This is a genomic window from Vibrio sp. 10N.261.51.F12 (assembly GCF_041471725.1).
GTDB lineage: Bacteria > Pseudomonadota > Gammaproteobacteria > Enterobacterales > Vibrionaceae > Vibrio.
The window spans coordinates 206,712-232,938 of record NZ_JBFROV010000005.1 but is presented as its reverse complement, the minus strand read 5'-3'; the positions used below and the strand labels follow the sequence as shown (position 1 = coordinate 232,938).

Genomic DNA, 26,227 nt, shown 5'->3' with positions numbered 1-26,227 from the left:
GCGTAAATCTACTTAAGATTAACTTACTTAAATAATTGTGACAGTGCTTGCATCTCGTCATCATTTAATAGCGACTGAGCGGTTGGCTCTAACTGACTTGAAATTTCGCCTTTTAACGCCTTAAGTTGTTGATTAGATAGTAACTTAAGCTGTTCTCTAAGTTTCTCGAACTGTTGATGGGACATGTTATCACCTTTTACTAATGTCTTGAGCAAGTTTGGATGAGGTCCGTTCATCTGTATTTTGTATTAATCATTTAGCATCTAATTTATAGAATGATTGATTAAGACTTGTCCGAGAAATGTAAGGGTATCTTTAAGGAAAGGTGAGAAAAAGTGGTCGAAAACCCAAGGCTCACAAGGGTTTTCTGACGGTTATTGTAAATAATTATTTAAAATCATAGCATTAAGTGATTTTGATATTTCTTTCGTCTTTTTGCGCAGAATTTTCTAATGTTGAAAATGTATTGGCTAGAGTGTGGAGCTCTGGCAGCATCCGGTAGATCAAATGAAGTTGCTGAAGGACCATTCGGGCTGAGCGCTCGTCTTCTTCTCGCCATTCAGTTAATCGACGATGAATATCAAATTGCTCAACGGTAGAAAACTCGCAGTCCTCTGAATACGTGGCCAATTGATGCTCTAGCTGTTCAAGGTGCGCATTAATGGTTCTGTGCGCTTCTAGCACCAAGAGGTGGATCGACTCATCTTCTAGTCGCTGACGATGGGCACCTAGTGCTGAAGTGTAACTGAGTAGCGCATGGTTTAGTGTTAAAAACCGAAAGCTTTCATCGGTCGCCAATTGATAACGCCCAGGCTCTGCGAGCATATTCGAAATTGCGTTGGTTAAATGCGCATCGGCGTTGTGTGCTCGGCGCCTTGCAATTCGATAGTTAAGGTCGTCTTTCTTCCCGATACGATATTGCCCAATGATTTGCATTAGATAATGGCGATTGGAATACACGGCGTCAGCCATCACTTTATGCAGCTTGCGAGACTCCCAATCAGGTAAAATAAAATGAACCGCGGCGACGGCAAGTCCGCAGCCAATGAGAGTATCCATTAACCGCGGGAGAACGACGGCATAACCTTCACCTAACTGGTTAAAGCAAAGTAGCACTAGTACGGTAATAAAGCCTGTCGCATAGCCATAATTATTAATGCGAAATGCAAAGAACATAACGCCAGAAAGGACGATCAGTAATAACTGACTTTCGGGTGAAGGGAAGAGTGTTAATAGGGGGACACCAACAAACAGTCCAACTAAGGTACCGGCAACACGAGCGGATAGTTTTTTACGAGTCGCGCTGTAGTTGGGTTGGCAGACAAATAGTGTGGTGAGCAAGATCCAGTAGCCACGTTCAATGTCAAATACTTGGATAATGCCGTATCCGAGCGTAAGCGTAACAGATAGGCGTACAGCGTGGCGAAACAAGATTGACTCGGTATTGAAGTTACCTTTAATTCTTGCCCACATTGCCGATAAGGTATGTGGATTTGTGTCATCTAGAATTGTGTCATCACTGATACCACTATCGGGGTTGCTGACATTACTCAACAGTTTTTCGACCGTTGCTAGATTGTTTAGGAGGTAATTGAGCTGAGCAAGTGATGCGAGATGTTCAGGTTGTTTGTGCTCATTTAAGTATTCGATGGAGTCTTGCAGTTCAACCAGTGCTTTTATAGAACGATCGTTGTGGTCGTATTCGTTACCTAACTTGATTGCTAACGCTATGTCTCGACATGCGTGAGCCTGAGTCTCTAAAACATGCTTGAATCGAAATAATACGTCGGTACGCCCAAATTGTGCTGATAACTCTTGGTAGCGTGAGTGGCTTGAACTGACGCGCTCATGAATGTCCTGAGCGATTAGGTAGACTTTTAAAAATCGGTCACTTGGTCCATCAACATGACCTTTTCGAGAGCGGTTTAGTAAGGTCGCTTTGCAGGCGTTCAGTGCGTTTACGGTTCGAGCATTAAATTTGGCCTCATCAAGTCGATAAGGTTGTGGTACTAAATCAAAAGTGGGGTGGAACAAACCTCGCTTGGCATCAAGATACAAAGATAAATCTTTAAATACATTCGATAAGCTTTGTTGAACAGGTTGCATTGGCCAGAAAATATTCCAAACCATCGAGACTAAGTAATACCATGCTGATCCTGCAAGCAACAATAAAGGTTGGAACCATAAATTGGTGCTTTCGTGCGCGCCCAGCATGGTATAGATCGCAATCAATAATGAACCAAAGGCGATGCTTGCATAGCGAGCGCCTAACGCGCCAAGCATGATAAAAAGAAACGTCGAGCAAAACAGACCGAGTGCGAACGCCCAAGGTGTATTAAATAAGATCTCTATTGAAAAAGCGGCAATCGCAAAACAAATGAAAGTCAGCGTGATGGCTTTCAAGCGCCCGACAAAACTGTCGTCGCTTTCTGCGAGTGCAGCGGCGATAACACCTAAAATTAGCGGTGTCACCCAAGTATGCTGGTCTAAATACCAAGCAGGAATGACAACGCCTAATAACGTAATGAGTATTAGGATGCTGTAGTTAAAGGTTTTATTAGCCCATTGAAGACGAAGTTGGCGAAAAATGCTCACGATTTGCAGCTATATTGAATCAAAACAACATTCTAGCAGAAACCACTTGAACAGGTGTATCTCTGTCTCGAGGAAATAAGCGTCACGTTACAATTAATGTTGTTTGGAGCAAATACTATCCGGATAAATTATGGAACAAAGCGAGTGTTTTACCCGTTTGAATAACACGAATTATCGTCGTTTTTTCACATTTCTAACAGAAACTTAGATGGAAATCAGTAACTGATGGAGTAGACTGTTGGTAGTTTTATTTGTTAAAGATTGATGAGCGAAATGCATCTAACCGCGTCACCAACCGCTGAGATTTTTACCCAGCACGAATTCAGAACCATCGAACTCGATGAACATAGCCTTACGTTACACTCAGCGCGGGCAGAAGTCAGGATACCTTTTAGCGAGTGGTCAGGAAAGCTCACTGTAAAGCGTGGTGTTTTTTGGTCGTCGATCTCCGTGTTTGGCCATGAAGCCGACAAGTCACAACTGTGTTGGGTTGTACAAGGATTGTCATGGGTAAAAGCACAAGAGTTCGCTAAATTTGCCGTTTCTTGTTACCAGCATTGGCATGAGACGCAATGTCAGTTGCTTAACGAGCATCTGCCAAAATGGGAGGATGAACTCCGGCGCCTTACAACGCTACCGCGATTTCTGCCTCATTCTTCGATTGCAGAATGGAAGTTGGAAGTGAATCGCCAATTCCTAGACATGAACATGTCTTTGAGTGAAGCCATTCGGCGTATGCCTAATCGAATTGACGCTCTAATGCCTTGGCTAGATGAAACAAGCCATACATTACACTCCCGTAATCAGTCCTGGCTGGAGAATGAATGTGAAAACTGGCAAGTGTTATTTGCACAATCGGAATCATCGCCACTCAATCATTCTCAACAGTTAGCCGTCTTACACAATAATGACCATAACCTTGTTTTAGCCGGGGCGGGCTCAGGGAAAACCAGCGTTCTAATGGCGAGAGTCTCTTATCTCTTACAGAGTCATTTAGCACAGCCAGAGCAAATATTGTTGGTTGCGTTTGGCCGTGACGCCGCGAATGAAATGAAACAACGTTTGGTGTCTAAACTTGGACAAACTGCGGATGATATATCGGTCCTTACTTTTCATCAGCTCGGACTAAAGATCCTGAAACAGTCTAACAAAGTGCCGACGACGCTGACGCCATTGGCGACTGAAAAAGCGCAAAAAAATGCATGGTGTGTTGATTGGCTTAAAAAGCACTGGATGACACCGACAAACTATAAGCGATGGCAGAAACACCTTTCACGCTGGCCCATTGCGTATTTGAAAGGTGATGATGAACTGGGTAGCCAATCTGAGAACCCAAAACTGATCGCGTGGTTGGAACAGCAGTTAGATCAGCTTGTTTCGTCAGGTTTAACGAAAAAGGCGATCCAAGAACAAATAGTCGAAAACGAAGATTATGCTCGTCTTAACAGTGAACTCATGCTGTGCTGGTCGTGTTATCAAGCTTGGCAAAAAATGCTAAAAGAGAACGATCAAATTGATTTCACGTCAATGATAACCAATGCGACTAAGTTTATTGAAAGTAAGCACTACTCGTCGCCATGGAAATTTATTATGGTGGACGAATATCAAGATATCTCTCCAGATCGTCTGGCTTTAATTCAAGGGTTATGTGAGCAAAATCCTAAGGGTGAAGATAACGCTACTTTATTTGCGGTGGGTGACGATTGGCAATCTATCTATCAATTTACCGGTGCTGATGTGGATCTGACCACTGGATTTTCTGAACGATTTCCTAATGCGTCGGTGCATCAACTAGATACAACCTATCGATTCAACAATATGTTGGGTGATGTTGCGAATCGTTTTATTCAGACCAATCCAAATCAGATTGAAAAAGACCTGAAGAGCCATAAAAACGTCAAACAAAAGTCCGTGGTGATTGAGAACGGTAATCGAGTTGAAAAAATTCTAGAAGATTTAAATTCGAAAGCGCGAGTACCAGCATCGGTTCTCTTGTTAGGGCGTAATCATTACCATTGCCCAGAGTTACTCAAGGATTGGAAAAATCAGTTTAAGCAATTGACGCTCGAGTTCATGACGTGCCACGGTAGTAAAGGTAAGGAAGCCGACTATGTCATTATAGTGAACGTGGATGAAGGGCAGTTTCCAGCAAAGCGAAAATTCATCCATCTTGATAACGCACTTACAGCGACCACCGATACGTATCCCCACGCAGAAGAAAGACGGTTGTTTTATGTTGCCTTGAGTCGTGCGAAGAAAAAAGTGTGGGTGACTTACCAGTCTACACCTTCTGTGTTCGTCAAAGAAATTGCTGAATACGATCAAGTTATTGTAAAAAAATAAGTGGCAACATCATTGTTGCAACACTATAGGAGTAGAATGTCACCATTTACCCTAATACAGAGGACTCAAAGTGCTAGATCTAGACCATTATCAAGCGATCATATTTGACATGGACGGCACGTTACTTGACACGATGCCAAGCCACCTTGAAGCGTGGTCAAAGACGACTGCTCATTTTAATCTGCCATTTGACCAGGCTTGGATACACTCGATGGGTGGAATGCCCAGCGCAAAAATTGCCGCCGTTATGTTAGAGGCCGCAAACATTGAAGGCATACCGACCGAGATTGCCGCATTTAAAATGAAAACATTTAATGACAATCCAACGAGTGCCGACCCCATAGCGCACACCTTAAAGGTGATGAAAAAGTACGCGGGTATTAAACCGATGGCTATTGGGACGGGGAGCATGCGTGACACGGCTGAACGTTTGCTCAGGCATGCGAACCTTTATGAAGAGTTTGACTATGTGGTTTCATCCAATGACGTTGAACAACACAAGCCTAATCCAGATACATTCTTACTGGCATCCAAACTCATGTCGACAGAGCCAAACAACTGTATTGTGTTTGAGGATACTCAATTAGGATTGCAAGCGGCGCATGCAGGAGGAATGGATTGTTACCTTGTCACTTCTCAGGGGTTTGAATTTCACCCTGCTAGCTGAGTAGATTGGTTTTGAGTGAACAGTGCCATTGTTAGCCGTTCAGTTTTAAAATAAAAAAAGCCCAGAAATGGGCTTTTTTTTATTTTAAATCAGTGCTTTAGTTTTTTTGGCCACAAGGCAAACCTTGCCTTGTCACCCTTCACACGCTTGATTGCTGATTGCTGATTGCTTATTGAATTTGAATCAACTCGACATCAAAGATGAGCACGGATGCCGGCGGGATAGGACCCGAACCACCTTTGCCATAAGCAAGGTTACTTGGAATGAACAAGCGATATTTATCGCCTTCAGACATCAGTTGAAGCCCTTCAGTCCAACCCTTAATGACCTGATTAAGACCAAAGCTGATTGGGGTACCACGTTCGACCGAACTGTCGAATACTGTGCCATCGATCAACGTGCCATGATAGTGTACTTTAACCTTGTCTTTCGCTGACGGGTGTACCGTGCCTTCACCCTTATGCAATACTTCATATTGAAGGCCACTTTCAGTCGTTTGTATGCCTTCCTTCATTGCATTTTCTTGCAGAAAAGCTTGCCCTTGCTGGAGGTTCACTTCACCTGCTTTGTTATTTGTCCATGTACGGTAAATCATAAAACCCGCGAGGATGAATACGATAATGGGGATAAGTATCTTCGACACAGTAATTCCTTGATAAATTTCAGTAATAAAATGTAATGTCTAACGTCAGTTATAACACTATTTGTTTTTCAGGTAGTTAATTGTTGCTGCGATTTGCTTGATGTCTTCATGACCTGCAAGCATCACTTCATATTTACCATTCACGATGAATGTCGGTACGGCGTTAATTTGAGCTTCGGTAGAGACTTTGTTGGCGAGCTCAACATATTCAAATAGTTCTTTTTGCTGAGCCTCATCTAACGCATAAGGGCTTACCATCGTACGAGAAGCGAAAATTCGATCCAGTTCAATTTGTTTTTGTTGGCCGTCGAGATCTTGATTTTGTACAAGTGAAAATAACTCCAACTTCATATCTTCTGGAACGCGTTGGTCTTCTGATTGCATTACTGCACTATAAAAAATCATGGCGGCTATCTGAGCACTGTCATTAAACATGACGTGAATTTTCCCCAACTTTGAATCAGTCAGCTCTTCTAGTTCAGGTAGCATTGGCTCAAGATTGCGACAATGGCCACAGCCTAGCGAAAAAACTTCTGTCACTTGTGGAAGGTTGAGTTGACTTAAGTCATTAGGAAGTACGCTGTACTGCTTACCTTCAACAGGGGTATCTGATTCGCCGCAAGCAGTAATAACGGCCGCTAAAGAAAGGACTGTGAGTATTTTTGTGAGAGATTTAATCATTGGAATACATCGGTTTGATAATAATGCACTGAGTGTAACTGCTAGTAATTAGTTCAGACAAGCAATTAGTAATAAACTGAAACAGGTATGTGAAGATTATTTTATTCTAGAGCCTTAAAGTTTCTGTTTTGAGGGCCGATACATAAATTATCGGATGAGGTTACAAGCATGTGGAGTGAGCGATGAAAAAAATTGCGTATTTAATTATGGCGGGTTTACTGACAGGTTGCAGTAGTACGTCGTCGATTACTGACAGCATGTTTTCTGGAATGCTTGATACCGCGCCACGCTCAGAACATGATGTGAAATATCCCGACTGGGCGAATGCCCCTGTGATGAATACCCCTTCCACAAATGCGACAAGAGTGGGTGGACCGGATGGTCAGTATCGAACGCAAGCATGGGATTCATTAGAAACGTATTTAGTTAATCACGGGTTAGATTACGAGCTCGTTCCAGGCGATTACGTGATGATTCGTCTAAAAGAGCAAATCCATTTTACCTCAGGCTCTGCGAGCGTATCGAACAATTCTGCGCAATGGTTGTTCCAACTGGCCAGCTTTTTGTCAAAGCAGCAGGGAATAGATGTCGTTATCGGTGGGCATACGGACAGTACGGGTATAACAGCCAAGAACGATATCTTATCCGATAGACGTGCGGAAACCGTGAAGAATACGCTGATTCAAAACCAAGTCTCTCGTCAGATGATATATACCCGTGGTTACGGTGAATACGTACCAGCTTGTACTAACGCTACATCGTTTGGTAAGGCGTGTAATCGGCGAGTAGAGTTGACGTTAATCGTGGCCAAATAGTTAAACAATATGAGATAAAAAAAGCGACGTTAATCGTCGCTTTTTCATTGTACCTAACTTAAGCCAACCATTAACTCAAACCGATAATATTGCCTTCATCGTCAAGGTCGAGTGCCATAAATGCAGGCTTGTCAGGTAAGCCTGGCATTGTCATTACGTTGCCACACAATGCATAAATAAACCCAGCACCGGCACAAAGTTTAAGCTCTCTAATCACGACTTCAAATCCAGAGGGTGCACCTTTGATACTGCCATCAGTGGTGATCGACAACGGTGTTTTAGCAAGACAGACGGCCAGTCGATTGAATCCTTGTGCTTCATATAAGGCAAGTTGCTTTTGGGCTTGGTATGACAACGAAACCGTAGCGGCACCGTACCCAGCCTCACAAACGGCCATCAATTTCTCTTTAATCGTTTGTTCTGGTGAGTATAAAGGTTTGAAATTGACGTGAGTTTCACAAGCTGACATCACTTGTTTAGCTAACTCTACGGTGCCTGCGCCGCCATGTGAAAATCCTTGGCTGACAGAAACACGACAGTCTGCAGCAAGTTCGTTTATCCAATGAGTCAGTAGGTCTAATTCTTGTTGGCAATCTTGTGGAAATTGGTTTATCGCAACTACCGCTGGCACACCATATTTTGCCACGTTGTTAATGTGCCATTTTAGATTATCGAAGCCAGCGAGTAAGGCTTTGTTGTCACTTTCAAATAGAGCGTCGGGGATTGGCATTCCAGGTTTTAAATCATATAAACCCGAATTGGCTTTCAAGCCACGTAACGTTGCCACGATTACTGCACAGTCCGGCTTTTTGTCGGTCGCGGCTGCTTTGATATTGCACGCTTTTTCAAAGCCCATATCTGAACCAAACCCACCTTCCGTTACCGTGTAACTTGCCAGCTTGGTCGCAATTTTATCCGCGATAATTGAGGAATTGCCATGGGCAATATTCGCGAATGGGCCTGCGTGGATAAGCGTAGGTACGCCCTCTAACGTTTGCATAAGCGTCGGCTCAACGGCGTCTTTCATGCTTACGGCCATTGCGCCTGCAACTTGAAGGTCTTCAGTCGTAACCGGGTCGCCATCTAAATTGTAAGCGACAACAATGCGACCAATACGGGCGCGGAGGTCTTTTAGGTTTTCAGACAATGCCAAGATTGCCATTAATTCTGACGCAGCCGAGATGTCAAAACCATCGTCGCGCTCGATGCCGTTGATGGTTTTATTGACTTCATTTTTTCCGACCGTAACCATTCGAAGTGAGCGATCATTATGATCGATGACACGCTTCCAAACGACGTTCTTGATATCAATTTTTAACGCAGTTAGCCCCGTTCTGGACTCGAACTGTTCGTAGCCTTGACGCTGCTCATGGTAAATCCGAGCATCGATGGCTGCCGCAGCAAGATTATGTGCCGCAGTCACAGCGTGTATGTCGCCAGTAAGGTGCAGGTTAAGTTCTTCCATTGGTGCGACTTGTGCGTATCCGCCACCCGCTGCACCACCTTTAACGCCGAATACCGGCCCCATTGAAGGCTGACGAATACAAGAGAATACAGACTGTCCAAGTTTTTTTAAGCCTTGCGCCAAGCCGATAGTGGTCACCGTTTTCCCTTCACCGATTGGCGTAGGGGTAATCGCAGTCACAACAATCAGTTTACCATCAAGGTTTGGTTTCAACCGCTCAATCACTTTTAAAGACACTTTTGCTTTATGCATGCCTTGAGGAAAGACCTCGTGATCAAGCAAGCCTGCATCTTTTGCGATGGTGGTAATAGGGGAAAGTGGAGCATTTCTGCAAATTTCAATGTCGGATAGCATTAACGGTCCTTTAAAGCCACAAAATTAATGAGGGAAACGTTTGCGTCGAGATAATACTGGGTAATAATTCTTTGTAAAGATAAAAATTTAGAATGCTGTACTAATATTGAGCAGCTAAGTTTTAATCTTTTGTTTTAACAAAAAAAGAGGCTAATTAGCCTCTTTTTGTTATCGGTCCCAGTATGCTTCTTCCAAGCTATCTTCTCGCTCAGGCAGTGCGCGAGTCAGCCTCGGAGAGTGCTGCATCAACACCTCGTAACTTACTCGGTTCGCGTATTTGCAAACCTGCGACAATGAGGAGTACGTCAAACAAGGGACGATGTGTTTGTCTGATTTTGGTACATTGTTATGATGAAAGGCATTCGCCGTCATGTCATGCAATAACGCCGATAACGCGCCATCTCCAGCACCATTGGTGTTCTTGATCTCTAACGGACCACCAAGGTAAGGGCCGATATGCGAATAGACTTTCTGTGGGTCGGTACAGTCTGACTTACGCATTGCTCGGCTAAATTCAAACTGGTTAAAGTTCTCGATAGGGCCTTCAATGAGTTCGTGAGTTGTGTCTCTTAGCGCGACATTGTCACAATATCCTGCCATGTACAAACCATGTGGACCGGCGGTACATAATACCAAATCTACCCAATCTAACGCTTTGTCAGCGGCAAGTAGTGGGTCGGAGAAACCAGTAAGCGCTTCACCTTCTTCTTCATTCATCGCCACAATGGTGACATTATCTTTTATGTAGTCTTGCCAAAATTTTTCGTTGCCTTCGATTACCCACTTTGTGCCAAGAGTCAGGACAACAGGCACTGATTTCTGTTTCGCTAACTCAACAGCACGTGCGACGGCTAGAGGCATTGGATCGTCTGGTTTACCACGCATAAGGTAAGATGAAACGACAAGCGCGGAAGCTTTATCGAAAATCTGCTCTGGTATGCTTTCAGGCAGTAGCTGATTCATCTCACCTTCGTTAATAGCAAAGGTACGTTCACCATCGTCTGTGATAAGGGTATAGCAGCGACCAATCGGACCATCTACGGTTTGTAGATGATTAAGATTCATTCTAGATGATGTGCGACAAAGGTAACGATATCCATATGAACCAACTTCGATATTCTTCGACATTACGCCAAGCAAAACGGATTTGCTGTCTGCGAGAACCGAATAGTTGTGTAGCGTATTACCGATGGTATCGCCAGGGAATTGGTGAGTAATTAACCCTTGTTCAACAAGCTCCTGATATAAGGCATCGGCTTTACTTTCTTCAAGAACAAGTGAGTGTCCCTTACTCAACTCATATTTCTCTAAAAACGAATCGTCGACGCGAGCTTCGATATCCACGATCGTTTGGCCCACACCAATAATGGTGGGACGAAAGTACTTTGGTGCCGCTTGGGCTTGGCTAACTGACAAGTTCTTTTTACTTGTTGGAAAGTAATGCTTTGATTTACGTTGTCCGGGGAATCTCATAGTAAACGCTAAGGGATCAAAATTTTCCGCATAATATCACGTTTAGTGTCATTTCGTTGCAATATATTGCAGGATTTATAGGATGAATCATTTGTTTTGTAGCAGCTTTCTAATTATTACTATAAATGCATGTGCATATGTCGGTCGTTGTGTTGACAACCTTAATAGGGATACTAATCTAATTTAAAACAGCGATATAGGTGAGATATTGAATCCTTTCGATATTGATAAGGTCGACTTTAAGCAAGCATTCAATCGACTCGATAGCTACTTCTTTATTAAAGATGTCGAGGGATGCTATGTGTTCGTTAATGACGCAATTTGTAAGTTGTTCGGTTTGGACAACGAGCAGATTCTAGGCAAACACGATCACGACTTTTTTGACCTAGATGAGTGCAATGATATCGCTTACAACGATCAGCGTGTTTTAGCGGGTCAAACCATATCAAAAATTGAACAAAGTGTCTTAAAAGGGCAGCGTACTCGATTTTATCAAGTCATGAAGTCTCCCTTGCTTGATGTGGAAGGCAAGGTCATCGGCGTGTTTGGTATTGCTATTGATGTGACTGGCACTGTTGAGAAGCGCAATGAACTTGAAACGATGGTGATCCGAGATGTATTAACGGGCTTATACAATCGTCGATTCTTTGAGATGCAGCTAATCAGAGAACATGCCGCCTTCCAACGTCATAAGCAACCGTTGTCGTTACTTATGCTTGATATAGATAACTTCAAATCAATTAATGATCAGTTTGGTCACAGCATGGGTGACCATGTTTTAGAAGGGCTTGGTCGACTCATGTTGGAAGCGCTGCGAATTGAGGACTACTGTTGTCGGTATGGCGGTGATGAATTTGCAATATTACTTCCTAATACACGTCTGCAAGAGGCCTATTTTCTTGCAGAGCGACTGCGGGCACGCGTGGCTGACAAGCGGTTTGATACAGGCAGTGATGAAAAATTGGTTGTCTCGATAAGCTTAGGGTGTGCGAACCTTACCAGCATGCAAGACATTAAGATGATGACCAACTTTGCCGATGTTGCTTTGATGCAAGCTAAGCGAAATCAAAAGAATATTACCTATGTCTCTTGTGAACTGAAACAAGCAATCTTAACGTGCTCCGATTGTTCGGGGTGTGATTGAGACATTGGTTGTTATATATGAGCAACCTTTCCGCTGAGTGTGAGCATAAAGTTTAGCTTTTACTCAGGCCTTGTCGTACCTTGTTTAAGTAAGAGTGATGCAATTAATTGCTTTAATCAACTCATCTTGTGATTTGATTGTTTGTACTATTCGCATCATAATGTGATGTGAATAGTGTGTATTATCGAATCAAGGACTCTTTATGTGGATCTGGCAGGAGACTGATTGGCCTAACTTTATCTGGGATAAAACCGTTATAGAACCGACCCTTAGACAGATCCGTCTAAACCAGGGCATTCTATTGGGAAAAATGTTCAGTCACTCTCAAAATGAAGAAGAGAACATGCTGGATACATTGTTGGCGAATATCGTCCATTCCAGTGCCATCGAAGGTGAGAAGCTAAATGCCTTCTCTGTACGTTCGTCGTTGGCAAATAAATTGGGTCTGTCTGAAGCAAGACCTTTCCCTACAACAGAGCAAACCGATGGCCTAGCGGAAATCATGGTAGACGCTGTTGATAATCTAGACACACCCCTCACACTTGAAAGAATACTACACTGGCATGAGCAGTTATTTCCAAAAGGTTACACGATGTTTAGCCCAGTCACTGGCGGTCAACTGCGAGGTAATGAGCCGATGCAAGTGGTTTCTGGGCGTATTGATAGACCGGTTATTCATTTTGAAGCACCCGGACGCGAAATTCTTGATAGAGAATTAGAAGCGTTCATCAGTTGGTTTAATGACTCTAAAAGTAACATGGCATTGGATCCATTATTAAGAGCAGCCATTACTCATCTGTGGTTTGTTACATTGCATCCGCTTGACGACGGTAACGGGCGTATTACTCGCTTACTAACCGACTTAGCTTTGGCTCAAGCTGAACAGAAATCAGTGCGCTTCTACGCAATGTCAGTAGGGATACTTGCTAATCGAAAAAGCTACTATGAGATCCTTGAGCAAACTCAGAAAGGGGATGTGGATATAACCGACTGGTTAGTTTGGTTTTTTGAAATATTAAACGAAACGTTTGATGGTGTGCTGAATGAGATTGATCAGACTGCATTCAAAACCAACTTTTGGCGGAATGTTGACCAGACCATATTGACGGAAAAACAAGTAAAAGTGCTAAATCGAATGTTGAATGGAGACTTTATCGACGGTATTAATACCTCCCAATATCATAAGGTTGCTAAGGTGAGTAAACCAACGGCCACTCGTCATCTGACCGCGCTGGTTGAGCAGGGGTGCTTGGTGAAATCGGGAGCAGGGCGCAGTACTCGTTATTTGCTTCCTAGATAACCCAGTTTTGACGTTATTGCTCGCTATAACCACTGGTGTGGTAAGGGGGAAAGCGACAAAATTGATTCTACCCAAAGTACGGCTGGATAATCATTCTGGTTTACTTGAGGAGATCATCGCTATTGGACACTCGTTTGCCCGCCCCGTTATTATAATGTATGAATAGAGACCAGAATGAAAAGCCACTTAAGTTGATTGCCTGTATTGTTTGTACACCCCTCCATTCGGTTTTACAGGCAACCGCTCTATTGACACGTAATTGAACAAGCCACCTTGATAAAGTTTTATCTTTTTAACTTTGATTAAGATAGATCTCGAACTGCACGAGCATAATTTTCAATGCGAATGACATCACCCTGGGGGCCGTGACCATTAGGGTAATCTTTTGCATTGCCTTCTTTGGGCTCCGCTCGTTGAGCTCCAGCGCCATGTACATCAAGTAGGGTGCGAGTCCCAGACTTTGGTCTCTTCATAAAGCCCAGGCATTCGCCGAAACAGAAATAAGCGGCTTGTGATTGAGACTTCGGACCAACACGCAGATGCGTGGTGCTGCTCCAAAATGCAGGGTAATTCAAATTCCCTTGTTCATCTTTTATTGAAGATATGGAAAATACAGGATCGATCGCAGCAGAGCTCGTTGCTTGAGGCGAGCGAGAGTAATCGACGATCGTTTGCAGCTCCTTAATCGTAGGTAAGCGCCAATCGCTATATCCTAAGTACTGCTCGTTATTCAGTTGAACAATCCACTCTTTCGCCTCTGACCAATTCATTCCTGTTTGGCTGTCTTGTTTTGCCCACATCAATTGAGTCGCAAAGTCACTGACTGTTTGGTCATTGTTATCTTGAAAGTGGTTTTTACCATAATCGGAATTCCCGCGGACCAAGCGAACCGTAAATTTGTTATCTAGTTTGGAAAGCGGATGGACAAGTGGGTAACCCTTGATACGTCCATCAGCAAAGTTAACGCCAAAGAGTGCTTTGTCTTTGCCCATCACTTTACCCGTATAAATCGAGGTTGTGAGGTACTGTGAATCAATCACCCGTGCACCATTAGTGCCATAAGCAAAATCAAAAGCCTCTATATCAATGAACGGCTTAGCACCTTTAGGTACGGTAGACATATCTCGATTGCTGGCATCGACTCCAGTGAACAATATAAGCGAGTACAGCTCTTTAATGGTCGGGACTCGCCAATCGTTGTAACCACCAATAGTGGTAGATTTAGCGTATTCAGTGGCCTCATTAAAACTCAGGACTTGATAGTCTTGCTGCCACATTAAACCAGTGACATTATCGGTGATAGTATTGTCGTTGTTATTCTGATATTGACCGGTATCTATCGAGACGACGGGATAACTTGCAAGGTCGACTGAGGGTGTTATTGGTGCCGTTTGAGCAAAAGGCGCACTAACCGTACAACAAGCCGCTGTGATAAAAACTGTTCGAATGAAAGTAACCATAAATATCCTTAACAGTAAGGGGATAGAGGGTAGTGATATTTATTGCGCCGTTGTTGTGTTGCCACAATCTAACGACATAAAATCAGCACCAAAGATAACTTGGCCTTTATATTGTTTTTCGATAACGTTAAGACTTGCAGTTTCATTAATTTCGCCACGCACAAAATGGGTATAAACAAGTTTACTTACGTTAGCATCTTTGGCTATTTGACTAGATTCCTTAATATTTAAATGAGCATGTTGACCATTCTTTTTCTTAGTTTTACTTTTTAGACCCGATTTGGTTTTTTTATTTCGTTGAGCCTTACCACTGTTATTCATGATCATTCCACCTGAATCAATGATTAAGCAGTTGGCATCTTTAGCGAATTGCGCGACACCAGGACCAGAGCTCAAGTCTCCCGTTACGACGACAGATTGATCTTGATAATCAAAGCGGTATGCAATGGATTCGATGGTGTGTGGTACTGAAAGAGTCGAGACTTTTATCTGATTAATTTCAAAACGATCACCGCCTTTTAGCTTACGGACAGCTAGGCTTTCCATTCTGTCTTTTAAAGAACGTTGAGTCTTACCAAGGCGGTAATTTAAATCTTCTTCATACAAACTAATGTTAGCGCCAACAAAGTCTTCAGTTTGTTTTGGACCAGCAACAAGAAAATCGTGACGACCGAGTAAAGCCGTAGTGAATACGGAAGAAAAGTCGGCATTGTGATCCAAATGGTGGTGGGTGAAAAGAAGTGCATCTATCTGACGTCCATCAACCCCCAACTTCTCTAAATTACGTTTTACACCATCACCCATATCAATCAAAATTTGAGTATCAGCTAATGTGATTAGTACGCCTGCACTGACTCGGTCAGGATTATAATCCGGAGAGCCAGAGCCTATGATAGTAGTATTCATTTGTGGGGCTTGCGCATACACAAGGTTTGCCAGACTGCATGCAGCAATGATAATTATTTGTCGCTTGAGGTGAGTCAAGGGAAACTCCAATTTCAGGATAATAAACTCATTACACTTTAAAGATCACGGCAAACAAACAATATAACCTTTACTCAAATTTACGTATCAATAACTAAACATCTTCTATATACAAAAATAAGACTCAGAACTGATTGCCTTTATGAATATGAATCGAACCGCTGCACCGCAATGTGATGACAGCGCATAAGGAAAAATAGTTCTTGGCGGATGAGGTTATGTATTTTGTTAATCATGCAAAATTTACTTATTAGAGAAAGATCCGCATTAAAAAACGAAGCGATAGACAGAAAAAAGATAATTGCTGGGTTATTAGTAACAAATGCTGGATTGTTAATTTAATTGGGACAATCGCTTTTGGACAACCCAACTTTCACGAAATTGACGACATAATTTGGTTAGTGTAAAGAATGACGCTCTAAGAGAGCGCTGTCCGACTTAGATCCAACGAGAACTGAACGAACTACTTTTCCGAATAAGAAGATGTCAAAAATCCGACTATACGATACGACACCAACGCGTGTAAGCTGCGATTTCCTTAGATACTCCTTCTCAATCAGCTCTGTATTAACGGTATGAATTACTTTCAAAAATGCAATGTTAGCTTACCCGTTTTAGATTGATGTAGCATTGACGACCACGTTTGAGAAGCGCATTCTTTTATTTCCGAGCAGGACGGCGTTTGCTTTAATTAATGGAGCGATCGAACAATAGTTTGTTCTGTGCGACACATCCATCTGATTGGTAGGACACATGAATAAAATTGTTATGTTAGTTATGGGGCTGCTTTTTACCAGTCGATTATTTGCCAGTATCGGACCGCATATTACCCAACTTGAGCATGACGCACCTATTCTCATTCGCTCGGCAATCATTGTCGGCGTTGCGGTATATCTCATTTGGACGGTAGTGAAATACCTTAAAAAGTACAAAGCGTCTCGCTAAAGTTAGTTTTCGCAAAAACCTTTAAAGGGTGGCCTACCAACGTTCAAAGCGAAAACAGAGCTGAAGTGTACGGCACCAGCCAAGCTGGACATCCTGTGATCCGAATTGACAGTACTTAAGGATATGCATGTTTATCGAATGGCGCTAAGAAGCTTTGGACACACCTTTGGACAAAGCTTTGTCCAAAGGTGTGTCCGTGTTGCTCTACGCTAACACGGAATCGACTATGTCCCGTCATTGCACCCGCAAGTCCAAACTCTCTTCATCCCCTTGAAAAAGCAGGTCTTCATCCGCGTGTTGTTTCGATTCATGAACATTTTAAAACTCATAAAGCCACTGACTATAGCGTTTTATGTCTTAGAAGCGTTTGTGTAAGTTATACCTTCGCGATGAAAAGGCCGCCTTGTAACAATTCATTCACATCTGACGCCTGACTGTAAATCAAACCACCGTCATTCAATCCATTGGTGTTATTCACTTTCTTGATTTAGCTATCTGCGTGTAACAATTATTTTACAACCTGATGGGGTTTAACCATGATGGGCTATTTTCATCCATGAATTCCCTTATCTCGGCCTGTGAGCCAAATTTAATAAAGGACAAAAAACACAACACCACACCAACAGGTACAAGGAGATAGTTCATGGTGGATACATACAACCCGCTTGGCACGGACGGATTCGAGTTTGTTGAATATACCGCCGTCGACCACAAGGGAATTGAGCAACTTAAAGCGCTGTTTGTGTCACTTGGTTTTGCTGAAATCGCCAAGCACCGTTCAAAAGAGGCTTGGCTGTATCGACAAGGTGACATCAACTTTATCGTTAATGAACAGCCACACAGTCAAGCGGAAGCGTTCGCCAAGGTACATGGACCATCGGTCTGTGGCATGGCTTTTCGGGTTAACGAAGCTACGGCTGCAATGGAGCAAGCGCTCAAGGGCGGCGGTGAAGAGTACAAAACAGAAATAGGGCCGATGGAACTGAGCATTCCTGCCATTTACGGCATCGGTGAAAGCTTGCTCTATTTTGTGGATCGTTATGGTAAGCAGAGCATCTATGATGTGGATTTCCGATTTTACGATGATGCTGAAGAGCGAATGGCCGAAGCCAATGTTGGCTTGTATGAAATCGACCACCTCACGCACAACGTTAAGCAAGGCAACATGGACGTGTGGTCTGGGTTCTATGAGCGTCTTGGCAACTTCCGCGAGATTCGCTACTTCGACATTGAAGGTAAGCTCACAGGCCTTGTGAGCCGCGCCATGACCTCGCCATGTGGCAAAATACGAATACCAATCAATGAGTCTTCCGACGACAAATCACAAATCGAAGAATTCATCCGTGAATACAACGGCGAAGGCATTCAACACATCGCGCTCACCACAGATGACATCTACAAAACCGTGAAAACCTTACGTGATCGCGGCATGGACTTCATGCCAACCCCAGATCCTTACTACAACAAAGTCGATCAGCGTGTGAAAGGCCACGGGGAAGACACCGATTTGCTGCGCGAATTACGTGTTTTGATTGATGGTGCGCCTACCAAAGACGGTATCTTGCTCCAAATTTTCACGCAGACGGTCATCGGCCCAGTGTTCTTTGAAATTATTCAGCGTAAAGGCAACGAAGGCTTTGGCGAAGGCAACTTCAAGGCGTTGTTTGAATCGATTGAAGAGGACCAGATTCGTCGGGGAGTATTAGACGATGCATAAATGGATCTCGTTTCCTCATCGGGAGGGCGTGTGCTCCAAACAAGCGCATGCCGACTTTCCCAAAGAGGCTATTTATGAAAGGGAAGCGGGGCGGAGTGGTTTCTTCGGTCCTGCAGCTCACTTTCATCACCAACATGCCCCAACAGGGTGGTCTGAGTGGGAGGGCGATTTACGCCCGCGTGCGTTTGATTTTACGCTAGTGGAAAAAGCTAGCCAGATAACCCCTTGGGCGGTGCCTCATCTCTTGCACAATGCTGACTGCAAAATCCGCGTGTGGCGAATGGATGAGAAGATGGAGTTCTTGGTGCGTAACTCTGATGGGGATGAGCTGCTGTTCATTCACCAAGGCAGCGCCGATCTCTATTGTGATTATGGCCATATAACGGTGAGCGAAGGGGATTACGTGATGATCCCACGCTCGACCAATTGGCGCTTAGAGCCAAGCGAGCCGATGTTCATCTTGATGATCGAAAATACCGATGCCGCGTATTCCTTGCCAGAAAAGGGCATGGTCGGTAATCACGCGGTGTTTGATCCAGCCGTGCTCGATATCCCGTCGATCAATGACAAGTTCCGCGCTCAGTATTCAGAAAGTCAGACTCAGGTTCAGGTAAAACGCCACGATAAAGTGAGTGTGATCACCTATCCGTTCAACCCATTGGATGCGATTGGTTGGCATGGCGACTTAGCGGTAGTGAAAGTGAATTGGCGAGATATTAGGCCGCTGATGTCACATCGCTATCACTTACCTCCTTCCGCACATACCACATTTGTGGGCGCTGGGTTTGTGGTGTGTACCTTTGTACCGCGTCCGATTGAGAGCGACCCCGGTGCATTGAAAGTGCCGTTCTATCACAACAACGACGACTACGACGAGGTGCTGTTTTATCATGCGGGAGATTTCTTCAGCCGCGACAACATTGAAGCGGGCATGGTGACCTTCCATCCAGCTGGATTCACCCACGGGCCTCATCCTAAAGCCTTCAAAGCAGGGCAAGCGCACAAGAAAAAATTCACCGATGAAGTGGCCGTGATGATCGATACTCGCCATGCACTGCAGTTTTCTGATGAACTCGATAGCATTGAGAACAAAGAATATGTCTATAGCTGGCAAGAGCCGGCTGACGATAAGAAGTAAGGGACAACAAGGATGAAATTAGCAACCAAGAAAAATGGCACCCGTGATGGGCTGTTGATGGTCGTGAGCAAAGATCTCAAACAATGTGCCGCTGCCACTGAAATCTTCCACGCCATGCACCTTGCGCCAACCATGCAGGTGGCATTGGATAACTGGGATAACGTGGCTTCACAGCTGCAAGCGTTATACCTCGCGTTAAACCACGGGCAGGTGTCAGGCAGTGAAGTTTTTGACTCCCAGTATTGTGAATCACCTCTGCCGCGTGCGTATCAATGGGCAGACGGCAGTGCGTATGTCAACCACGTTGAGTTGGTGCGTAAAGCGCGTGGCGCTGAAATGCCAGAAAGCTTCTGGGTTGACCCCTTAATGTATCAAGGCGGCTCAGATGCGTTTATCGGTCCTCGTGACAATATTGAATTTGCCAGCGACGAATGGGGCATCGATTTTGAGGGAGAAGTCGCCATTGTGACAGGGGATGTGCCGATGGGTGCAAGCGCTAAACAAGCGCACGATGCCATTCGTTTACTGATGTTGGTGAACGATGTGTCGCTACGCGGCTTGATTCCCGCGGAGCTTGCTAAGGGCTTTGGCTTTTTCCAATCTAAACCGTCTTCGGCGTTCTCACCGGTCGCGGTTACACCCGACGAGCTTGGTGAACAATGGAAAGGTAGCAAGGTACATTTACCGCTGATATCAACCTTCAACGACCAACCTTTTGGCTGCCCAAATGCGGGCGTTGATATGACCTTCAATTTCGCACAGCTAGTTGTGCATGCCGCGAAAACTCGCCCACTATCGGCGGGCGCAATCATTGGATCTGGCACGGTATCGAATAAGCAAGGCACGGATCACGGCACCTCAATTGCTGAAGGAGGCGTGGGGTATTCATGCATAGCGGAAGTACGCATGATTGAGACCATCCGAGATGGCAAACCAGCGACGCAATTTATGTCGTTTGGTGACTCAATTCGTTTAGAGATGTTTGATGTGGCGGGTGACTCAATTTTTGGCGCGATTGACCAAAAAGTGAGCCAATATCGAGCGCTATGATCCACATAATAGGGGATTTTGTATGAGCGAGAGCATCGTATGAATGAGAGCACTTTATGAATAAGCACATCACACTCTATGGCTATTGGCGTTCGTCGGCAGCCTATCGAGTGCGTATTGGGTTGAACCTAAAGCAGCTCAACTATGAGTCTATATCGGTGCATTTAGTGCGTAATGGCGGCGAGCAACATGATCCACAATATCGAGAACTCAATGCCAGTGAACTTGTGCCCGTGCTGGTGGATGGCGAGGTTCAGCTCAATCAGTCGCTGACGATTTTGCAATATTTGGACGAAACCTACCCAAAAGCCTCGTTCATTCCTGAGCACACACCGCTGCGCTATCAAGCATTAGCAATGGCTCAGGATATCGCGATAGAAATTCACCCTCTTAACAACTTGCGTGTGCTGCAGTATTTGGAGCAGGAACTGTCGTGCGAACAAGAGGCCAAAATGGATTGGGTTCACTATTGGGTTCATCAAGGGTTCAGTGCGCTAGAGGAGAAGTTAGCGAAGCACCGAAAAACACACGGTGATTCGGTTTATAGCCTCACAGATTCGCCATGCATTGTCGATCTCTGCTTGGTGCCGCAAGTCTATAACGCGCTGCGCTTTGCGGTTGATATGTCGCCTTATCCGTTGATTAACTCTATTGTAGATGCGTGTAACCAGCTGCCTGCCTTTATTGACGCGATACCTGAAAACCAAGCGGATGCGAATGCACCGCTGTAAATGTAAATACTCGTCCCTTGCGCCACCAAAACCGTTTTTGGAGATAAACGGTTTACTTTCCTTTTTCCTCCAACTAACAATATCCGTCATCTTCACGAAAGTGAGGATCTCACAAAGCGCGTAGACAATTGAAAAAATTCGATTAAGTTAAGTACATCAAGTTCGCAACGCGCTGAATGAGATCCCCTTTTTCAAGGGGATGACGGTTGGTTTTATTTGTTGGGGAGTAACATGCCAGAATTTATTCTGCGTTCATGAAAACAGAACGGGCACATTCTTGGATAGATCCCTCTTAGCTTATCGCTCTTCAAACCATCTATATTGGGCCGTCATCCTCGTGCAGACGAGGATCTTCATCAGCGTGTGACTCACTTAATTAGAAATGAATGAAATCAAAATAGGTCCACAACGCGCTGATGAAGATCCCCTTTTTCAAGGGGATGACAATATTTGGGACAGATGAATGTTTGTTGTGATCGGTTATATATGAGTTTTCCCCCTTCAGTGCAGACCTGGATAATTATTAGTTTCACCATGCAATTTGACCAAGCTAAATCACATTAGTTTTTATAGGGAAGTTTCGTATATGGGTGATTGCGATCACTCGATTTACGCAACAAAGCAGTAGTCATGGTTAAGTCACTGAATCGGCGTGGTCTACTACGTTTGCCTTATTTGCTTCCACTCGGCTATCGTTTCCTCATCAATCCCAAAGGTCGAAGAGCTACGGTTGAATAGGGCTTTGTTGTTCTGTTTCCAATTGGTTGTTTTGTATGGAGGTTTCGGCAGACGGCTACGATAATTAACTGATGTAACCGACCAGATTATAGCTTCTTAAAATGGTTCCGTTGATTTAAGCAACAAAGCCCATTCTAGTTGACCACTACACATCGAACTACGCAACATAACCGATAAGTGTCTCGCATGAGGGGGAAATCATTAATTTTATCAACACATTCTATTGCGTTGTGACACGAAAAAAATTCTAGTAAAGGTGTGATTATTTAATTCCTAATTTTTAATAGAGGAAGTAATAAATAACACTGCCTCTGTAGGTTGTAATGAACAAAACTTCTGTTTCTTTAGTTAATAGTCAAATTTCCGGGCTGCCTTATGGGCCTTTGTCAAAGGCAGAAGTAATCCATGAACTAGGGCAATTTTTAGAGTGTTTAAGATTTTGAGGCTGATTAAATCAGCCTTGTTGGAGGTATTATATGAAAAACACATTATTTCAAACTTTTTTAGCTTTTTTTTCATATGTGATTATTTCTTTATTATTTGGTGACTTTGATATTGGGACGTCAGTATTGTTCTTATTAATATTTTTTATTTTGACTTTGCTTGTTGAAAATTTCAGGAAGTGGAAAAAAACATAAAACAGTCGTCATCCTTATATTTGGACTCCGGTTAGATTGCAACTACAGGACAAAAATAAGTAGGAAACATGCACATATTCGGGCTCTCATTGAGTAGCGAACTTTGCCCCTTGATGTTTTCGCACCCTAATGCCACTTCGCGAAAAAGGTACTTAGTACCATGAGGATGATCTTGCTCGTCAGGGTCGGTCTTACTTGTTTTCGTCTTACTCTTGGTTGTAATCTGAATATGGTTCTTAAACTGGTTCGGGTAATTGGTATGGCTGATGGTGATTGAGCATTGACCATGCCGTTCTGACTGTTTTGTTGGCGAGAGCAACAGCCGCTCTTCGAAGCCCAGCTCTTTCTATCAGGCTTTTAACCGAAGCCTCTTTTGTTGTCTTGGGCTCTCTTCGGTCGACAGCCTGAACAAAAGCGAGAGCTCCTTGAATCAAATTAGCTCGTATTCGCTTACAGGCGAATTTTTTACCGATAAACGCGGAAGCTTCACGGCCATTCTTGAAGTTGCCGTCGCTTTCACCTATTGCGAGATACAACGCCAGCGTGTTGACATTGCCCACGCCCTCAAGGGCAGAGAGCTCACGACATTCAGGCTGTTGCTGAATCTCATTATTGAGTTGTGCTGCGACTTTGTCTTTCTCTTTAATGAGATCTTGATAAAGCCAGTACATCGTTGATATTTGTTCTCTAACTATATCTGGCAGACCGTTTTCGGCGTGTTCTAAAATAAACGGACTTGCTTTCCAAAAGCGGAAGTTCCGACTGGCACGTTTGTGGACAGGGGCCACTTAGCTTATCGCTCTTCAAACCATCTCTATTAGGCCGTCATCCTCGTGCAGACGAGGCTCTTCATCAGCGTGTGACTCACTTAATTAGAAATGAATGAAATCAAAATAGGTCCACAACGCGCTGATGAAGATCCCCTTTTTCAAGGGGATGACGGTTAGTTTTATGCGTGGGAACAATGACATGCAGGGATTTGTTTTGCGCTGATGAAAACCGAACTGGCACGTTTGTGGACAGAGGGCACTTAGCTTATCGCTCTTCAAACCATCTCGATTAGGCCGTCATCCTCGTGCAGACGAGGATCTTCATCAGCGTGTGACTCACTTAATTAGAAATGAATGAAATCAAAATAGGTTCACAACGCGCTGATGAAGATCCCCTTTTTCAAGGGGATGACGGTTAGTCTTTATTTGTGGGAGCAGTAAAATGACACAGTCTATTCTTTACTGAGCGGACACGTTCTTGGACAAGGCCTTACTAAATTAGCACTCAACGGATTATCTGAGGTATAGCAAAGCCTAAAATCAGTCACCCACCACAGAACGGCTGCAACATCTTCTTTATCAAAGTGAAATATTAATGTCACGATTGCATATTAATTTAACGAATGAATTTTTATTCCATATATAGAGAGACTTATGAATAATACTGGGATTTTTGCCATGATTGGCGCTCTGGCTATCTTCGCCTTACCGACTCACGCAAGCAATGTCTCTGAAGGCAATGTTATTAACCTTGGTCTCCATGAGTTAAAACCAACTCAACCATCTGTGGGTTATGACCAAATTATGTACAAGTTGGGTCGTTACCAATTTGACCAAGAAAAGATGTTTGATGAAATCTGTGAAGCCAACGGCCAAAAAGGTGTAGCGAGCATCAAAGAGCAAGCACACCCGAATATCCCTTCGACTTTCACCTGTGAAATGGAAACAGGTGCACGTAAACAAGACATGAAGACAGTGGTTATCGCACCCAACGGTGAATACTACCTGACTGACGGTCATCATACGTTCAATGTGTTCTACCGCATGTTGCAAGGTGGCGCATCGTTCAATGTGAATGTGGTGGTTGATAAAGATTACCGCAACCTCAAAAACATGGATGCGTTCTGGAACCAAATGGCAACAGACGGCAATACATGGCTGTTTGATAACAACGGCGAAGCGATTAGCTATCAACAACTTCCAACCTCTCTTGGGCTAACCAACTTCGCTAACGATCAATACCGCTCACTGATGTACTTTTCTCGTGATGTGGGCTGGAACAAGCCAAATCAACCAGTCCCGTTCTTAGAGTTCTACTGGTCTAAAGAAGTACGTAAAGCGATTGATGCAGCAGACTTTGATCTAAACTCTACCGAAGGTTACGCAAAGGCAGTCAATGCGGTCAGCAACTATATCCTATCTATGGATACCAACAACGTTGGTGGTTCAAAGCTCTCGGTTAAGCAGATGGGGCAGTTTAGCGCATACCACCAAAAAGGCTTCGATAAACTGTTTAAAGATCGCGGTAAGGTTGACTACATGCTGCGTTACAAAACCACATCTACCGCCAATGGTTTAAGCTATGACTTAGCAGCAGCGTCAGCTCCCGCACTAAAACAGTTAGACCAATTTACCCTTGAAGCAAACTCAAGCTTTAATGATTACCCAGCAGCTTCTGCTGATGGCATCGTCAATGCAATTGTAGAGATCCCAACAGGTACTTCCGCTAAGTGGGAACTAAGTAAAGACAATGACAAGCAAGTTATCTGGGAACACAAAAAAGGCGCACCACGCGTGGTTAACTACCTTGGCTACCCAGGTAACTACGGCTCTATCCCACGTACTGCACTACCAAAAGAGTTTGGTGGTGATGGCGACCCGTTAGATGTGATTGTTCTTGGTCAATCTGTACCACGTGGTGAAGTTGTTCCTGTACGTCTGATCGGTGTGATGAAAATGCTAGATGATGGCGAGCAAGACGACAAACTCGTTGGCGTTCTCACTAACGATTCACCATTTAAAGATGTTACTTCTTTAAACGATCTAAACACTACCTATCCAGGTGTTCAAGACATCGTTGGCCTATGGTTTGAAAACTACAAAGGCCCAGGTGGTGGCATGGAACTGCAAGGCTGGGGTGACGACGTGGAAGCCAACAAGATCCTCGATGCAGCAAGAAAACACTACGCCGTGAATTAAACTGCGGTTAGATTATTGGAATTTGATTTAAGCCCTCGTTGCGTTGCAATGAGGGCTTTTTTCTTGGAGCTGTGGAAATGTAGCTACATAAACTGGATTTATGAAGCTTTTGGACATATCGCTCTTTAACCCATCCCAATTATGCCGTCATCCTAATACAGACGAATATCTTCATCAGCGTGAGATTCACTTAATTAGAAATGAATGAAATCAAAATAGCTCCACAACGCGCTGATGAAGATCCCTTTTTTCAAGTGGATGACGGTTAGTTTTTATTTGTGGGAGCAGAAAATGACAGAGTCTATTCTTTACTGACCAAGACACGCTGACGGAAGCTGAACTGGTACGCTTTTGGACAGAAACCAGTTAGAACAGGG

20 protein-coding genes and 1 pseudogene are annotated in these 26,227 nt (G+C 43.9%); 11 read left to right on the top strand and 10 right to left on the bottom strand.

The window, feature by feature from the left end; genetic code table 11:
* Positions 1 to 23: 23 nt before the first annotated feature.
* Together AB4405_RS03610 and yccS are read right to left on the bottom strand one after the other, a co-directional pair.
* Positions 24 to 185 (bottom strand): hypothetical protein, encoded by a 162-nt coding sequence (locus tag AB4405_RS03610; RefSeq protein WP_198593060.1) that lies wholly within the window; start codon positions 183 to 185, stop codon positions 24 to 26.
* Between the two features lie 220 nt (positions 186 to 405).
* Positions 406 to 2,595 (bottom strand): YccS family putative transporter, encoded by a 2,190-nt coding sequence (gene yccS / locus AB4405_RS03605; protein WP_372059674.1) that lies wholly within the window; start codon positions 2,593 to 2,595, stop codon positions 406 to 408.
* Between the two features lie 273 nt (positions 2,596 to 2,868).
* Between yccS and helD the strand changes: the two genes are divergently transcribed.
* Both helD and AB4405_RS03595 read left to right on the top strand, forming a co-directional pair.
* A complete protein-coding gene (gene helD, locus AB4405_RS03600) occupies positions 2,869 to 4,938 on the top strand; it encodes a DNA helicase IV (RefSeq protein ID WP_372059673.1) in 2,070 nt (689 codons plus the stop codon).
* A 70-nt stretch (positions 4,939 to 5,008) separates the two neighbouring features.
* Positions 5,009 to 5,605, top strand: a complete 597-nt coding sequence (locus AB4405_RS03595; protein WP_102468522.1) for a beta-phosphoglucomutase family hydrolase — start codon at positions 5,009 to 5,011, stop codon at positions 5,603 to 5,605.
* A gap of 169 nt (positions 5,606 to 5,774) precedes the next feature.
* On the opposite strand, the gene AB4405_RS03590 is transcribed toward AB4405_RS03595, so the two are convergent.
* Together AB4405_RS03590 and AB4405_RS03585 are read right to left on the bottom strand one after the other, a co-directional pair.
* Positions 5,775 to 6,248 (bottom strand): FKBP-type peptidyl-prolyl cis-trans isomerase, encoded by a 474-nt coding sequence (locus tag AB4405_RS03590; protein ID WP_102468523.1) that lies wholly within the window; start codon positions 6,246 to 6,248, stop codon positions 5,775 to 5,777.
* A gap of 57 nt (positions 6,249 to 6,305) precedes the next feature.
* A complete protein-coding gene (locus AB4405_RS03585; protein WP_372059672.1) occupies positions 6,306 to 6,929 on the bottom strand; it encodes a thioredoxin domain-containing protein in 624 nt (207 codons plus the stop codon).
* A 182-nt stretch (positions 6,930 to 7,111) separates the two neighbouring features.
* Between AB4405_RS03585 and AB4405_RS03580 the strand changes: the two genes are divergently transcribed.
* Positions 7,112 to 7,744, top strand: a complete 633-nt coding sequence (locus tag AB4405_RS03580; protein ID WP_372059671.1) for an OmpA family protein — start codon at positions 7,112 to 7,114, stop codon at positions 7,742 to 7,744.
* Between the two features lie 70 nt (positions 7,745 to 7,814).
* Here the strand turns inward: AB4405_RS03580 and AB4405_RS03575 are convergent, their stop codons facing one another.
* A complete protein-coding gene (locus AB4405_RS03575) occupies positions 7,815 to 9,563 on the bottom strand; it encodes a formate--tetrahydrofolate ligase (RefSeq protein WP_372059670.1) in 1,749 nt (582 codons plus the stop codon).
* A gap of 168 nt (positions 9,564 to 9,731) precedes the next feature.
* Entirely contained in the window at positions 9,732 to 11,036 is a 1,305-nt protein-coding gene (locus AB4405_RS03570; protein ID WP_372059669.1) for an inosine/guanosine kinase, read from the bottom strand.
* Between the two features lie 208 nt (positions 11,037 to 11,244).
* On the opposite strand from AB4405_RS03570, the gene AB4405_RS03565 reads away from it, so the two are divergent.
* Positions 11,245 to 12,180 carry a diguanylate cyclase gene (locus AB4405_RS03565; RefSeq protein WP_372059668.1) on the top strand — a complete coding sequence of 312 codons (936 nt, stop codon included), beginning with the start codon at positions 11,245 to 11,247 and terminating at the stop codon, positions 12,178 to 12,180.
* Between the two features lie 202 nt (positions 12,181 to 12,382).
* Complete coding sequence (locus AB4405_RS03560; protein WP_372059667.1) at positions 12,383 to 13,480, top strand: Fic family protein; 1,098 nt, start codon at positions 12,383 to 12,385, stop codon at positions 13,478 to 13,480.
* 302 nt (positions 13,481 to 13,782) lie between these two features.
* Here the strand turns inward: AB4405_RS03560 and AB4405_RS03555 are convergent, their stop codons facing one another.
* Together AB4405_RS03555 and AB4405_RS03550 are read right to left on the bottom strand one after the other, a co-directional pair.
* The gene (locus AB4405_RS03555) at positions 13,783 to 14,940 is read right to left on the bottom strand and encodes a DUF1566 domain-containing protein (protein ID WP_372059666.1); all 1,158 of its coding nucleotides are present in this window, start codon (positions 14,938 to 14,940) and stop codon (positions 13,783 to 13,785) included.
* Between the two features lie 39 nt (positions 14,941 to 14,979).
* A complete protein-coding gene (locus tag AB4405_RS03550; protein ID WP_372059665.1) occupies positions 14,980 to 15,846 on the bottom strand; it encodes an MBL fold metallo-hydrolase in 867 nt (288 codons plus the stop codon).
* A gap of 831 nt (positions 15,847 to 16,677) precedes the next feature.
* Here AB4405_RS03550 and AB4405_RS03545 point away from each other — a divergent pair.
* The 5 genes from AB4405_RS03545 to maiA all read left to right on the top strand — a co-directional run bounded on the left by AB4405_RS03545 (position 16,678) and on the right by maiA (position 21,505).
* Positions 16,678 to 16,869, top strand: a complete 192-nt coding sequence (locus tag AB4405_RS03545) for a hypothetical protein (protein ID WP_102468532.1) — start codon at positions 16,678 to 16,680, stop codon at positions 16,867 to 16,869.
* Positions 16,870 to 17,512: 643 nt separating this feature from the next.
* Positions 17,513 to 18,586: a 4-hydroxyphenylpyruvate dioxygenase gene (hppD, locus tag AB4405_RS03540; protein ID WP_372059664.1), complete on the top strand. Its 1,074-nt coding sequence runs from the start codon at positions 17,513 to 17,515 to the stop codon at positions 18,584 to 18,586.
* Positions 18,579 to 19,724, top strand: a complete 1,146-nt coding sequence (locus AB4405_RS03535; RefSeq protein ID WP_372059662.1) for a homogentisate 1,2-dioxygenase — start codon at positions 18,579 to 18,581, stop codon at positions 19,722 to 19,724. The genes hppD and AB4405_RS03535 overlap by 8 nt, the downstream gene beginning before the upstream one ends.
* Before the next feature lie 12 nt (positions 19,725 to 19,736).
* On the top strand, positions 19,737 to 20,774 hold the full coding sequence (locus tag AB4405_RS03530) for a fumarylacetoacetate hydrolase family protein (protein ID WP_372059660.1): 1,038 nt from the start codon (positions 19,737 to 19,739) through the stop codon (positions 20,772 to 20,774).
* Positions 20,775 to 20,830: 56 nt separating this feature from the next.
* On the top strand, positions 20,831 to 21,505 hold the full coding sequence (gene maiA, locus AB4405_RS03525; protein WP_372059659.1) for a maleylacetoacetate isomerase: 675 nt from the start codon (positions 20,831 to 20,833) through the stop codon (positions 21,503 to 21,505).
* A 608-nt stretch (positions 21,506 to 22,113) separates the two neighbouring features.
* Here the strand turns inward: maiA and AB4405_RS03520 are convergent.
* Positions 22,114 to 22,294, bottom strand: a pseudogene (locus AB4405_RS03520) (IS5/IS1182 family transposase); the annotation flags it as partial.
* 823 nt (positions 22,295 to 23,117) lie between these two features.
* Positions 23,118 to 23,669 carry a hypothetical protein gene (locus tag AB4405_RS03515; RefSeq protein WP_372059658.1) on the bottom strand — a complete coding sequence of 184 codons (552 nt, stop codon included), beginning with the start codon at positions 23,667 to 23,669 and terminating at the stop codon, positions 23,118 to 23,120.
* Between the two features lie 636 nt (positions 23,670 to 24,305).
* Here AB4405_RS03515 and AB4405_RS03510 point away from each other — a divergent pair.
* Complete coding sequence (locus AB4405_RS03510) at positions 24,306 to 25,850, top strand: ParB-like protein (protein WP_372059656.1); 1,545 nt, start codon at positions 24,306 to 24,308, stop codon at positions 25,848 to 25,850.
* Positions 25,851 to 26,227 lie beyond the last annotated feature (377 nt).

What these genes read in the sequence shown, in the direction of transcription:
- AB4405_RS03535 (WP_372059662.1), top strand. Translation starts at nt 18,579, where the DNA reads ATGCATAAATGGATCTCGTTTCCTCATCGGGAGGGCGTGTGCTCCAAA.
- AB4405_RS03580 (WP_372059671.1), top strand. Translation starts at nt 7,112, where the DNA reads ATGAAAAAAATTGCGTATTTAATTATGGCGGGTTTACTGACAGGTTGC.
- AB4405_RS03570 (WP_372059669.1), bottom strand. Translation starts at nt 11,036, where the DNA reads ATGAGATTCCCCGGACAACGTAAATCAAAGCATTACTTTCCAACAAGT.
- helD (WP_372059673.1), top strand. Translation starts at nt 2,869, where the DNA reads ATGCATCTAACCGCGTCACCAACCGCTGAGATTTTTACCCAGCACGAA.
- AB4405_RS03575 (WP_372059670.1), bottom strand. Translation starts at nt 9,563, where the DNA reads ATGCTATCCGACATTGAAATTTGCAGAAATGCTCCACTTTCCCCTATT.
- hppD (WP_372059664.1), top strand. Translation starts at nt 17,513, where the DNA reads ATGGTGGATACATACAACCCGCTTGGCACGGACGGATTCGAGTTTGTT.
- maiA (WP_372059659.1), top strand. Translation starts at nt 20,831, where the DNA reads ATGAATAAGCACATCACACTCTATGGCTATTGGCGTTCGTCGGCAGCC.
- AB4405_RS03555 (WP_372059666.1), bottom strand. Translation starts at nt 14,940, where the DNA reads ATGGTTACTTTCATTCGAACAGTTTTTATCACAGCGGCTTGTTGTACG.
- AB4405_RS03550 (WP_372059665.1), bottom strand. Translation starts at nt 15,846, where the DNA reads ATGAATACTACTATCATAGGCTCTGGCTCTCCGGATTATAATCCTGAC.
- AB4405_RS03545 (WP_102468532.1), top strand. Translation starts at nt 16,678, where the DNA reads ATGAATAAAATTGTTATGTTAGTTATGGGGCTGCTTTTTACCAGTCGA.
- AB4405_RS03510 (WP_372059656.1), top strand. Translation starts at nt 24,306, where the DNA reads ATGAATAATACTGGGATTTTTGCCATGATTGGCGCTCTGGCTATCTTC.
- AB4405_RS03560 (WP_372059667.1), top strand. Translation starts at nt 12,383, where the DNA reads ATGTGGATCTGGCAGGAGACTGATTGGCCTAACTTTATCTGGGATAAA.
- AB4405_RS03530 (WP_372059660.1), top strand. Translation starts at nt 19,737, where the DNA reads ATGAAATTAGCAACCAAGAAAAATGGCACCCGTGATGGGCTGTTGATG.
- AB4405_RS03585 (WP_372059672.1), bottom strand. Translation starts at nt 6,929, where the DNA reads ATGATTAAATCTCTCACAAAAATACTCACAGTCCTTTCTTTAGCGGCC.
- AB4405_RS03610 (WP_198593060.1), bottom strand. Translation starts at nt 185, where the DNA reads ATGTCCCATCAACAGTTCGAGAAACTTAGAGAACAGCTTAAGTTACTA.